Source organism: Cyclobacterium xiamenense, from assembly GCF_042140265.1.
GTDB classification, from domain to species: domain Bacteria; phylum Bacteroidota; class Bacteroidia; order Cytophagales; family Cyclobacteriaceae; genus Cyclobacterium; species Cyclobacterium xiamenense_A.
The window spans coordinates 5715169-5728398 of the sequence record NZ_CP159481.1; the positions used below are offsets into that span (position 1 = coordinate 5715169).

The window sequence follows — 13230 nt, forward strand, 5'->3', positions numbered from 1 at the left end:
CACGCGAAAGGCCGGTCAAGGCACTCAAAAAAAAAATATGGCTCACCCCGGGGTACGTTTAAATCTTACTTCCCCGATACTTTTTTGAAGGGATCAATGAATTTTGATATTCTATTTTTATTATTGTATGATTTTCTATGGTAAAACTACCCAACATACAACGGGGAAAAATCTATATCATGCTGGCCATCCTGTCATGGCTGGCCTTGCTATTTGTAGACCTGGTTCGGCTTTTTGGTGAAATCAACCAAATGGAGGGGGATATTTCCCAGGAAATCACCTGGATTCTGGAAATCATTTTTTTTATCCTCCTATACATTTATTTCAACGATACCATCAATAAAAAGGAGCACAGCAATTTCCTGAACCTGATTTGGCGGGCTGCCTCTACCGGATTGATTGCGACGGCTGTTTCGTTTCTGATCGTCTACTTCTACTACCTTCTTGCCGGTAGTCGCCTGTCCGAAGACCCCTTGCTGCGAAACTTTTTCTACCACGTGAACTTTGCGCTGACCTCGGTTTTTCTGATCTCCACTGCGCTGCTCTGGAAACACCTCATCCTGTACCAGAAGAGCAAAGCGGTGGTGCAGCAGTGGCAGGCGTACGAAGTGATTCTGCTGATCAGCATGTTTTTCGTATTGATCAATCAGGAGAGTTTTAACTATGGCTTTATGTTTGGTTTGATTTTCCTCATCATCTATGGGGTCATTCTTTCCGTAAACTTAAAGTGGATTCCCTACCTGACATTTCGTGAAAAATGGAAGTCCCTGCTTTTTCTATTCGTCATCATCACCTGTACCGCCTACCTTTTGGTGCAGATGGTTTCCTACAATCAGAAGAACATCCATTTTATCAATCTTAGCGAAAATCTATTTTTATTAGGGATATTTGCCTTCGTCCTGATATATGCGGTTTTCAGCTTTCTCGTAACGCTGTTTAATCTTCCCACCTCCTCCGTATTTGAGCAAAAACTAACGGAGGCCATCAGCTTTCAACGGCTAAGCCAATCCATACAGCCCGGCGAAAACGAAGAACAGGTACTGGACATCCTGATGGACAGCAGCATGAGCGCAGCCTATGTGGATGCCGCCTGGCTGGAAATGCACGCGCAGCAAGTGGAAGGGCTGCCAGCGCGGGTGCTGCACCAGAAATTCATCAGCAACGGCGAGCGGCAGGAGCTCATGGACCTGCTGAGAAAAACAGAGCCATTTTCCGGCTATCTGAAGGGGCAAACGAACACCAAAATCGAGTACATACACGGGAGGATTCCGCACGAAGTCTATCAATCGGTGCTGATTATTCCCATCCGGGCCAATAAGAACGTGCTAGGGGACCTCTTTTTACTGAAAGAAGTGAAAGACGGTTTCAACAAGGAAATGATTAATATCATCTCCACCTTTGTGGGGCAAACGTCCATTTCCATCGAAAATTACCGTCTGCTCAACGAAGCCATTAAAAACGAACGGTACCGCGAAGAACTGAAAATTGCCCAGCGTGTGCAACAAAGCCTGCTGCCATCGGAATTGCACCACAATGCCTGTTTTGAGATTGACGGCTTTTCTGCGGCTGCAGATGAAGTCGGAGGCGACTATTACGAAACGTATCGCTTTGACCCGGATAATTTCGCCCTGATTATCGGCGATGTGTCTGGAAAAGGAACTTCTGCTGCTTTCAATATGTCCCAAATGAAAGGAGTATTTCACAGCCTGGTACAGCTCAACCTGGGACCCAAAGACTTCCTTACCAAAGCGAATAGTGCATTGAGCCGCTGCCTGGAAAAAAACAATTTCATCACCACTACGTATTACACGGTCAACACCCGGGAAAAAGAAATTCACTTTGCACGTGCGGGACATTGTCCCACGTTGTTTTATTCAAAAGAAACCGGAAAATCCCACTTTCTAGCAATCAAGGGAATGGGATTGGGAATCGTTCGGAACCTGAGTTTTGAACAATACATAGAAGAAGGAAAACTATCCTATCGTCCCGGAGACGTCATGGTACTCTATACCGATGGGATCGTAGAAGCCAAAAACGAAAAAGGGCAGGAGTTCGGTTACGACAACCTGCGCCAGCTATTGGACCGCTGTCATGCATTGTCGGCCCGCGAAATCCGCACCGAAATCATTGCTGCGGTCTACTCCTTTGTGGGGAAAGAAACCCTGCCCGACGACGATTATTCGTTGTTGGCTATCAAGTTTCATGCATAAACTTAATCCATTGTAACGCGTATAACGAGGTATGTTATCAATCAACAAGGCGGCGGATCGAGACCATTTGGTCATCGGATTGAACGGGGAAGTGGATGCCAGTAATTCGGTAGAACTGGACGAAGTAATCCAGCAAGCCATTTCCGAAAACGTTAAAAAAATTCTGGTCGATGGCAGAGAATTGGACTACATCTCCTCTGCGGGACTGGGGGTGTTCATGTCCTACCTGGAGGATTTTCAAGAAAAGAACGTGACCTTCGTTATTTTTGGATTGAACGAGAAGGTACTGAATGTCTTCCATATTTTAGGTCTGGACCAACTCATCCGAATCAGGCACACACAGAAGGAAGCCGAACAAGCACTTTATGAGGCATGAATTAAAGCTATACTGCGAAAAGAGTCGCCTCGCTGAGCTTCGGGCATTTATCTCAGAAGTCCTGGTGCCGGCCCAACTCAATGCCATCAGCGAGAATCAATTGATTTTGGCAGTAGAAGAGGTCTGTGCGAACCTCATTATCCATTCTCACCAGTGCAATCCCAAAAATTACATCCTGCTTACCATTCACGTCCATAGCGACCGGATTATTTTTGAAATCAAGGATTCGGGAAAAGCGTTCAACATTATCGAATACAAATCTCCCGAAATCAATGCCGTGGTGAAAGAAAAACGAAAAGGAGGGTTGGGATTGCTGCTTGTCCGAAAAATCATGGATAAAATCGAGTTTGAAACGGACCCATCCTTCAATACCTGTCGGCTAATCAAAAAGCTGAAATCCAAATAAATGTTAAATCCCCTCACTTATCCCTGAATTCCACCGAAGTTTTGGGGTAAAATTCGTAACATTGCAGCCTGGAAAGTACCGGTTATTCTATGAATGTAACGCATGCATGCTTCCTTTTTTGGGGAATGTTTTCTGTCAATGCGGTCCAGCTTCCTGACACCTACCGTGCAAATCAGCAGTCATCCGACTACCTGGTAAAGATTGATGGAAGGGACTCGGATCGGGAAGAATTCCTGTACGTTTTAAAAAAAAGCCGGCAAGGGCAGGATGCCCCTATCAATCGGGTGGAATTTGAGGAAAATTTAGACCTGTTCATTGATTACAAATTAAAAGTTGCGCACGCGCTGAATCTCGGACTGGATACCCTCTCCGAGTTTCAAACCGAGTTTCGTTCCTTTAAGGAAGAGCTGGTCAAACCCTATTTGGTGGCAAACGACCTGCAGGAAGGGGAAATCCGAAAAGTGTACGACCGCATGCATGAAATTGTAAAAGCCAGCCACATTCTTCTTCAATTTCCCCCTAACGCGAGCGCAGAAGATTCGATTGCGGTCATTCGGATGGCCGAAAAGATCAAGGCAGAAGCAGAAAGTGGGGCAGACTTTGCCCGTCTGGCCCTGCAGCACTCTGAGGATCCCTCTGTAAAGAGTAATGAAGGAAATTTAGGGTATTTTACGGCACTTCAGATGGTTCTTCCTTTTGAAGAAGCTGCCTTTTCGCTTTCCGTTGGAGAGATTTCGGAACCCGTCCTTTCCGATTTTGGCTGCCACATTATCCGTCTGGATGCGCGCAGACCCAATCCCGGTCAGGTGCAAGTCTCCCACCTGTTGATCCGAAATGCAGGCGATCATCCGGATAGCGAATCCCTTAGTCGACGAAAAATCGCGGAACTTTATCAAAAAGTCCAGGAAAATCCGGAAGTATGGCCCGAACTAATTCGTACCTACTCCGAGGACGCAGGCAGTAAATCCAATAAGGGTTTGGTGCCGTGGTTTGGTGTAGGCTCGCTGGTACCGGAGTTTGAGCAGGCCGCCTTTGGGCTGGAGGAAAAGGGAGACTTTTCTCCACCTGTAAAAACAACCTACGGGTACCACCTCTTGCGCCTGGAGGGTCGCCGGGGAGTGCCTCCTTTCGAGGAAATGATGCCCACGATAAAGTCCAGAATTTTACGGAACAGCCATTCCAATATGATTTCAAGCCAGGTAATCGCCCGGCAAAAGTCCCTTCTGCGTGTGCGTGAAAACGAAGCCTTGTTGCAGAAAATTTCCGACGCATTTAGCGAACATCAGGGAAAAACCCTGCGGGAGTTAGTCCGCTCTCTGAACGCGGCACCATGGAAGCAGGCATGGCTGCTTGAATCGGACGGAAAGCAGGCGACCACGCAAACGTATTCCCGCTTTTTGGAATCGCATTTCTCCACAGAAGCAAGTGTGGATACGGGTTCTTTTGACAACTGGTACCGCGCCTTTCTGGAAAACCAACTGGCTACCTGGGAAGAAGCTCAGGTGTATGCCACCAATGCCGACTACCGGCATCTTCTTGAGGAATACCGGAATGGAATGCTGCTGTTTGAATTGATGAATGAAGAAGTATGGGAAAAAGCGCTGAAGGATAGCACGGGACAACGTGAATATTTTCGGCAAAACCAGGAAAACTATCTCTGGGAAGAACGCATCCCGGCACTAATTTTGACAGCCGATGCCGGTACGGATTTGTCGGCAGTTAAAAGCTGGCTTTCCATGCAAACGTATCGGGACGGCTTGGAAGAAGAAGTAAAGAACCGGTTTCTTCTGGAAGATCCGCTGAAGTTCAGTCACGAGCAAGGCCTGTTTGAACCCTCCAGAAAATCGGTTCTACGGAACCTTTCCCCAAAGCAATCGTTCCATGCGATTACAGAGAACGGGCGAACGGTACTGCTGGTCACCGGTGAAAAAATCCCTGCCCAACCAAAAACATTCGATGAAACAAGGGGAAGGCTTATTCAGGATTACCAGCAATTTCTGGAAAAAAAACTTCTCGCTTCGCTAAAAGAAACGTATACCATCCAAATCAATGAGGATGAAAAAGAGGAATTATACCAGTCACTGGCGCAGTAAACTAGTGCTGGCACTTATCAGCCTGCTTCTGTTTTCTTCCTGTGACTTTTTCCGTATCAAAACCGAGGAAGAAGATCCGGAAAACCCCGTAGTGGCCAGTGTGGGTACCGCCAATTTGTACCTGGAAGACATCGACCATATCAGCAAGGAAATGGCCTCGGATCTTGATTCGGCCGAATTGGTAAACCGATACGTGCAAAGCTGGGTTAAAAAACAACTGATCATCCGAGAGGCACGAAAGAATCTCTCCTTTAATGAAGCAGAGATCAATCGAAAATTACTGGATTACCGGTATGCGCTGATTGCTTACGAATACGAAAAAAACGTAGTGGAAGCTGGTCTGGACCGGGTGGTGCGCCCGGAGGAAATCGAAACCTACTACGAGGCAAACAAACAAAACTTCGCCTTAAAGGAAATCATCGTCCGGACGAACTTCATTAAACTTGAAAAATCCCTGCCGCAAAAAAGACAACTGGAGCGCCTGCTCAACAGCGAACAGGAAGACCAGAAAGAAGAACTAAAAGACTTTGCTATTCGTTATGCAAACAATTACTTCATGGAGGATTCAACCTGGATTGGCTTTGATGACATTATTATCAATACTCCCCTTACTCAAAACAGCAATCAAGTACAATTGCTTCAAAACGAGCAATTGATCCATGTGGAGGACGAAACCTACTCCTATTATTTTAAAATACTGGAGTACCGCCTGCAAGACCAGGTACCCCCCCTTGAATTTGTCAAAGACGAAATATCAAAGATAATCGTTAACAAACGAAGGGTGGAGTTAGCCGAAAAATTAAAAAGAGATATTTACAACCATGCACTTGAAAATAATGAATTTACCATTTATGAATAACTGGTCCAAAAAATTGCCCGTATTGGTGCTAGCCGGACTCGTTTTCAACCAATTCAGCTGGGCACAGGATGCCGAGAATACCCTTGCGAGCAACGAAGCACCCACAGAAGAAAAAGAGAAGCCCAGCGGACAGGTTTTGGATAAAATCATTGCCAAAGTGGACAATTACATCATCTTGGAGTCTGACCTACAGAAAGCCTATCTGGAAGCCGTTTCCCAATACCAACAAGGTATGGAAGCCCCCTCCCGATGTCAGGTTTTTGAGTCGCTGTTGATCAACAAACTAATGATGGCCAAATCAGAAATTGACTCGGTCGTAGTATCTGAGGCGGAAGTGATCATCCAAACCGACCAACGATTCAACATGGTACTGCAGCAATTTGGCGGAGATGAAGAGACGTTAATCGAAGCTTATGGGAAAACCGGAGACCAACTGAAAAGTGAAATTCAAGATGCCGTCAAGGAGCAACTGGTGGTAGGCAAAATGCGGGGCGTCATTACCGAGGGTCTGGAGGTTTCTCCGAACGATGTTCGTACCTTTTTCGGATCCATCCCAAGCGATTCCCTCCCTTTTTTCTCCGCGGAAGTCTCGGTAGGACAGATCGTAAAAAAACCGGAAGTTAGCCAATCGGAAAAGGAAAAAGTGGTCGAGCAGCTTCTATCGATAAAAAAACGAATATTGGATGGAGATGCCGATTTTGCCAGCATGGCCGGCCAATATTCCGAAGACCCCATGTCTGCCGCACAAGGGGGGGATCTGGGTTTCTTCAAGCGTGGGGAACTTGCACCAGAATACGAGGCAACGGCCTATGCGTTAAAACCCGGAGAAATCAGTGATCCCGTGGAAACCATGTTTGGATTTCACATGATACAATTGCTGGAAAGAAGGGGAAATACCTTTAACACCCGCCACATCTTGCGTATTCCCACACCTTCCGAAAGCGATATTCAACAGGCAGAACGCTTTCTGGACAGCCTTCGTCAGCAAATCGTAGATGAAAAAATATCCTTTGCAAAAGCGGCTAAGGAAAATTCGGACGATAGGGAAACGTCGGATAACGGCGGTTTTTTTACGGATCCTGGCAATGGATCCAACCGCCTGACACTGCGAACCCTGGAGGATCCGGTACTGTATTTTACATTGGATAGCATGGAGGTCGGTACCATTACCCAACCTATTCGTTACGACGACGTAGATCCACGTACCAGGAGATCCGAGCCGGGAGTACGGCTACTGTATTACAAGGAGCGATTCCCAGCACACCGGGCCAACCTTTCAGACGATTACGAAAAATTAAAAGCGGCCGCCAAAAGAAAAAAAGAAGAAGAAATCCTTTCCAATTGGTTTGTTCTGGCCAAAGAAGAGGTTTTTATTGACATCGACCCGCAATACGATCGCTGTGAAGTATTGAAAGACTAGTGCGCTGAGTACTCGAAATCCGATCCGAATGCCAAAAGGGCCTGCGGCGACGGGCCGCCGTTCCCGCGAGGCGAAAAAAAGACTGCCAAAAGGCACCTTCCCTACTCGCTGCACGAGACTTGCCTGCTTTCCTTTCCCGACAAGCACCCGGGCAACCCAGCCGGAGCTGCGATTGCTTGCGCATGCGCAAGCCAAAATGCGGGTAAAAAACGGCGGAAAAATAAGAAACCTGTAACAAAGCAGCCGTGCACGTTCGCACACGGCATGCACTTTTCTACCGGGGGACCCAATCCAGGGGACCCGGCTTTAAATTGATCAGGCCCGCAAACGGCAAACCCTATCGCCTATTTGGAAGCGAGCAGTAGCTTCTGCTTTAAAAAATGGCTAAACTCCCTAATCCGGCCCGAACGGTGGTACTTCAGGGCCGTCTCAGCAAATTGATAGGCCGCCAGGGGATTTCCCTCGTTAAAATACCGAATCGCCTGATTAAAATACTGCAAACCGAGTAAGTTGTGTAAGCTGATTTTCTGGTAAATATCCGGGCCTGCGGAGGGACCCTCACCATTTATTTCTCGCCATAAGCTCTTCGATCCGTTTTCCCCAAGATAATCATTCAGGTAGGCTTTCCGTCGGACCGAATCGCCCATGTATCCGCTGCGAGGGTCGGTTACTTCCAACAAAAGTTGCTTATCGCCTATTGCTACCTGCAAAAACACGTGGTAAGAAGTTTCGATGATTTCGTAACTAAAGGAAAAATGGTCAAGCAGGCCTGCCAAAATAAGGGAACCGCTGACACAATCGTAAGCACCCTCGGTCAATACGTCCCAGTCGAGGGTGTATTGCCTGTACGTATGAAACAGGTGCTGATGCGACCGGTAAAAGATCGACCGCACCATTCGCTCCGATTGACCGAAGCGCTCAAAGTCCTTCTCTAATTTCACATACAGCGTAGCAAAGGGATCGCTTTCGGCTAACCAGGCCTGAACGAGTGATTGCCTCTTCGCAGGTGGTTCGGTACTCCCAGGCGTAGCGCACTCTCCTTTCCCTGTGGCTACCAGCCAGGGGATACAAAACAACCCAACCCAAATAAAGATCCCACGCATGCTTCCAGATTAAATCAATGTTACCAAAAGTTAACATTATCTTAACATAGAAACAAAAAAAATATCCTTTCTGTTTGGAAAGGATATCTTTTTGTCGGAAGACTTCCCTATCAGAGCGAATAGGAAAAACTAAAATTAATCAAGGTCCCCGGATTCAGACGGGTGAAAATCTGATCTTCTGCCTGGTAAGAGCGGAACACTTCCTGTCGGGTTTGGTTCAATAGGTTTTGAACCACTAAACCGGCCCTTATTCGTTCCTGCTGGCCCAGGGTCTTGTTGATGCTCAGATTGACGGCATGGAATGGTACGGTATAGGTATCGGTGCGGTTTCCAAACCCGATGTAATTCAAGGTAGAACCCTGCACGTTGTAAAATACCCCTGCTTCCAGACCGGAAACAAAATCGTTGTACGCAATGCCCGAATTGATGATATAGGGTGCCTGCCCCGCCATATCACGCCTTGTACCGATCTCCTCTCCTTCCCGTGCGGTCAGCTGTCGGGATCGTAACTCAGAGGCAGACATCTGAATAGAGGATTCGGTAAGGGTGCCGTTAAAGGTGAAAAACAGGTTTTCCAGTTTGGGAGCAAGAAACGAAAGGGATTTTCTCAGTTCCAGCTCCACACCGGCCACGGTACCGTTTCCTACGTTTCTCGGCTGAAAGGCTCCGGGGTCCGACAAAAATTGTACCATCTCAATGGGCTTGTTAAAGGTTTTATAAAAAGCACTTAGGGAAAGCAGCTGTCCTGCCGGAAGGAATTTTTCCCATCGCAAATCAAAATTATTGATTCGGGTGGCTTGCAATTGCCCGTCCCAGAGTACTTCGGCACCTCCATTGGTGGTTTCTTCAAACAGGCCTCCAACGAAGGTCCGTCCCGTAATGGGATCCAGAATTTCCGCAAAGGACATTTCCTTGAACGAAGGTCTGGCGATGGTACGGGAAAAAGAAAAACGGATATTTTGGTTTTCCCTGATCCCGTTGATCAGGTTGATGGTCGGAAATAAATCCATGTCATCCAGCACCCGCTCGTTATCAAACACGATCGTTTGGGTCTGATTGGATCCCGTGTAAAACTGCTCGTATTTTTCGGCACGAAGTCCGACTATGGCCCTTAGCTGATCGACTACCGTAAATTCGCTGTGCATATATACACCGAGGTTACGCATATTTGCCTGAAAACTATTGGGGTTATTGGGAATAAACAGGGGGCTGTAACGAACACCATTTCGATTGGATTCAGAAAATAGATTTTCCTCCCTCAGGACTTCGTTGGGATCTCCGCTAAAAGTGCTGGTACCGGTGGAAAACTGAAAATCTTCGATTAAAAAATCACGTTCCTTGTAGACATAGGAAGACCCAAACTTGAATTTTGCAGTTTTTCCGAATAGTTGGTGGTTATTGGTCAAATCCAGCTTTCCGACCAGATTTTGTTCGTCCAACGAGCGCCAAATACGTTGGGGCAGCCCTACTTCCGAAGAGATGGTCTGATTGGGGCGTCGAAAACGCAGTATCCGAACGTCCGGATCGTCAATGGTAGACAGAGTGGGTGAAACCTTCCAATTGACCTCCCAGGCGCCGTTTTTCAAAAAGTGCGCCCCGGAAAGCATCAGGTTCGTCAGCGATCGCTCGCTGTATTCAATGTTGTATTGATCTGCCTCGAATAGGGCCCCCAGGTTTGAATTTTCAAAATCAAAAACCCCCACCTTGGATTCCCCGTTTTGCAAGCGAATCAAATTCAGTTTGTACTTGGAAAAATCGGTCTTGTAAGCCAGTCCGAAGAGTCCGCCCAGCAGCACGTTGTTGACCCCGAAACTACCTCTTGACCGCTCCAGCGCCTCTAGCTCTGTCTCGCTGGACTCCCTGGGCTTGCCAAACAGGTTGTACTCGGCATCTTGAAAGAACTCCGAGCTGTTTTTGTAGGTAAGCGCCAGATTATAGCCCAGGGTATTGCCAGCAACCGACAGCTGATTGCCAATCGAAAAGCCCAGCCCCATATTCATGGCATTTGGATCCCTTCTTCCGCCAAATTCAGGGTTAAAATCCCGTAGGATGCGCTGGTACAGTTGTCCTCTCTCTCCAGAAGGATTGCCGACCACCTCAGCGAATTGTGGGATATCGGTGAGTCCCTTGGTCGGGATGTCCCGGTATCCGTTGTCGAACCCCAGAAAATCGGTACCGCTCGTGCCCGCCCGTAGGAAATCCCGGTTAAAATGCATCGAGGGATTGTACCCGCCAGTTAAGGATACCCGAATGGTCTTTTCTTCCGGAAAATCCTTGGTCTCAATATCCACCACTCCCCCGGTAAAATCTGCCGGAAGGTTACTGGTGAAGGACTTGGACACAATGATGTTATCAATGATAGTGGTCGGAAAGATGTCCATCTGAATGGTGTTTCGGTCCGGATCCAATCCGGGAATATCTACGCCATTTAGTACCGTCTTGGTATAGCGGTCTCCCAATCCGCGGATGTACACGTACTTTCCTCCTTCGATGGATACACCGGTCACGCGCTTGATCGCGGAGGCAGCGTCTCCATCACCTATCTGACGAAAGGCAGCGGAGGAAATTCCATCCACGAGCTGGGGCGCGTTGCGTTTCACGGTCATCAAGGCTGCCTCGGTGGTGCGAATGGCTTCCGCAGAAATGGTCACGGTCTCCAGGTCGGAGGTGTATTCGGTCAATTTCAGGTTATCCAAGACGGTCACGGCGTCGGCCCTGACAACAATTCCTTCCATGCTAAGGGTATTGTACGATATGAACGAAGCCTGCAGGGTATAGGTCCCCGGGCTCAACTGAAGTTCAAAATCGCCATCAAAATCCGTAACGGCGCCAATTTGTGTTCCAACCACGGCAACCGCCACACCAAATAAAGGTTCACCGGTTCCTTCGTCGTAAATGGTTCCCCGCACCGTGCCGTTTTGCGCCAGGGCCAGGGTTGACATGAGTGCCAGTCCCAGAAAAAACCAGCTTGTTCGTACTATTTTCATTGATTTATATGTTTTGAATACAGCGAGTTTAGCTAAAAAAGTAGGGAAAGGGATGGTAGATCCATCCCTTTCAAAAAAATCACAAAGTGGAGGTATTATAAGTCATCCAATGCGCCGGAAGCAGCTGCCCAGGACCAACCCTCGAATGCGGTCTTGTCCGCCCCTACCGTGTTTGCTCCATGAGCCACTTCGGTGGCATGCACATGAGTTCCACTGCGGAATACTGTTTCAAGCGCCACGCCTTCAGGTAAGGTGGCTTCCAGGTTTGAAAATACTAAGATTCCATTAGTAAAATTTTCCAATGATTTATTCCCTATTGGATTTCCATCGGAATCCACCTCGCCACTTAGCGACAAATCGCCCCTTCCTTCCGTATCTTCATTCGCAGGATCAGGGAAGCCCCTGAAGTAAATATTTTCGAAAGTCCCTCGGGCACCGTCTCGGAAATCGCCCATTTCAGCAGCATCACTACCGACGATCGTTCCATTCCTGAAGGTATGCGCACCAGTTAATGAACCTTCCGGACCATCAATCTCCAATGCGTGATCGGTATTGGGACCGCAAACCACAATAAAATTGTCCAAGGTTCCGGACCAGGCCTGATCGGTATCCAACGCATCGTCTCCACCACTCCAGATAATTGCGTTTTTTACATTTACCGAACCGCCGAACCATTCGATCCCGTCGTCCTCGTTACCAACTACTTCGATGTTTTCGATTTCAGTGAGGGATCCCACACCACCCAGCGTCAAACCGTTGATTTCATTGCCCTCACCAATATTTGAACCGCCATGCCGAATGGAAACCCACTTGAGCATACCGGAATTGTCATCCATGTCGTTGCCTCCGTATCGTCCGTTGGTATCGGATGGCGGTATCCCTTCAATCTGTACTTCGCCAACATTACCGGCGAGTGATGCGGGGGCATTCCCTAAAATCAACAAGCCACCCCAAAGGCCATTAATATTGGGATCCAGGTTTGGACTGGCAACCATTCCCGGCTCGATTTCATCGGCAACGGAAGTAAAAATGATTGGCTGCGTAGGTGTTCCAACTGCGTTGATGGTTGCTCCCCGAGCAATAACCAGGGCCGTAGCATTGGCACCCGATCCGGCTTCACCTTTTACTATTACTCCGGGCTGAATGGTCAGCTCGGTTCCACTGGTAACGGTAATTCGCCCACCCAGCACATAGGTTTTTCCCGTTTCCCAGATCTGGTCCGCGGTGATGTTATCCGGCACTCGGATCACGGTAGGCACCTCACCCACGGTCAGTACGTGGGTGACCGTTTGGCTGTCCCCGTTGCTATCCGTAGCCACGAATTCAAATACGATATTGCTGTTGGCATCGGCTTCCGTAGAGGTGTAGGAAAACTGGTGGCTGGCCGATGTTTCGCCGTTGAAGTTAGCGGTCTCGATGGTACTGCCGTCCCTGCGAATGAGAAGAGAAGCCAGGCCGTCCGGTGCACTTACGGAAGCCGTCACGGGGCCTACCGTTTCACCGGCTTGAATCACTGCCGTGGCAGGAATTCCAGAAATAGTAACGAAATTGTTGGGGGTCTCTTCTTCTCCGCAAGACACTAACAAGCCGGCTGCGAGTAGAAGTGAGATCATCCCTTTACGAATAGATTTCATAATTTAGGCGTTTGATTTAGTAAGTCAGGTTGTTTACTCCTGCAAATTTGACTGAATAAATCGTAGCCGATAAAAAAATGGAATTATGAAATTTTAAAATTAAATTTCGAAATTTAATTTTAAATTAATATTAATTCTAAAA

General features: G+C 47.7%; 9 protein-coding genes. 6 read left to right on the top strand and 3 right to left on the bottom strand.

Features of this window, described 5'->3' with window-relative positions; all coding sequences use genetic code 11:
• Positions 1-137: 137 nt before the first annotated feature.
• The 6 genes from ABWH99_RS23450 to ABWH99_RS23475 all read left to right on the top strand — a co-directional run bounded on the left by ABWH99_RS23450 (position 138) and on the right by ABWH99_RS23475 (position 7364).
• Entirely contained in the window at positions 138-2210 is a 2073-nt protein-coding gene (locus ABWH99_RS23450; protein WP_375584196.1) for a GAF domain-containing SpoIIE family protein phosphatase, read from the top strand.
• Between the two features lie 31 nt (positions 2211-2241).
• The gene (locus tag ABWH99_RS23455; RefSeq protein WP_375584197.1) at positions 2242-2586 is read left to right on the top strand and encodes an STAS domain-containing protein; all 345 of its coding nucleotides are present in this window, start codon (positions 2242-2244) and stop codon (positions 2584-2586) included.
• On the top strand, positions 2576-2992 hold the full coding sequence (locus ABWH99_RS23460) for an ATP-binding protein (RefSeq protein ID WP_375584198.1): 417 nt from the start codon (positions 2576-2578) through the stop codon (positions 2990-2992). Before ABWH99_RS23455 ends, ABWH99_RS23460 begins: the two co-directional genes overlap by 11 nt.
• 89 nt (positions 2993-3081) lie before the next feature.
• Positions 3082-5085, top strand: a complete 2004-nt coding sequence (locus ABWH99_RS23465) for a peptidylprolyl isomerase (RefSeq protein ID WP_375584199.1) — start codon at positions 3082-3084, stop codon at positions 5083-5085.
• Positions 5048-5944: a peptidyl-prolyl cis-trans isomerase gene (locus ABWH99_RS23470; RefSeq protein ID WP_375584200.1), complete on the top strand. Its 897-nt coding sequence runs from the start codon at positions 5048-5050 to the stop codon at positions 5942-5944. Before ABWH99_RS23465 ends, ABWH99_RS23470 begins: the two co-directional genes overlap by 38 nt.
• Positions 5922-7364, top strand: coding sequence for a peptidylprolyl isomerase (locus ABWH99_RS23475; protein ID WP_375584201.1), 1443 nt, complete (start codon positions 5922-5924; stop codon positions 7362-7364). The genes ABWH99_RS23470 and ABWH99_RS23475 overlap by 23 nt, the downstream gene beginning before the upstream one ends.
• A gap of 344 nt (positions 7365-7708) precedes the next feature.
• Here the strand turns inward: ABWH99_RS23475 and ABWH99_RS23480 are convergent, their stop codons facing one another.
• From ABWH99_RS23480 to ABWH99_RS23490, 3 genes are all read right to left on the bottom strand, one after another.
• Positions 7709-8467, bottom strand: coding sequence for a hypothetical protein (locus tag ABWH99_RS23480; RefSeq protein ID WP_375584202.1), 759 nt, complete (start codon positions 8465-8467; stop codon positions 7709-7711).
• Between the two features lie 110 nt (positions 8468-8577).
• Positions 8578-11454, bottom strand: coding sequence for a TonB-dependent receptor domain-containing protein (locus ABWH99_RS23485; protein WP_375584203.1), 2877 nt, complete (start codon positions 11452-11454; stop codon positions 8578-8580).
• Positions 11455-11549: 95 nt separating this feature from the next.
• Positions 11550-13088: a hypothetical protein gene (locus ABWH99_RS23490; protein ID WP_375584204.1), complete on the bottom strand. Its 1539-nt coding sequence runs from the start codon at positions 13086-13088 to the stop codon at positions 11550-11552.
• Positions 13089-13230: the final 142 nt, after the last annotated feature.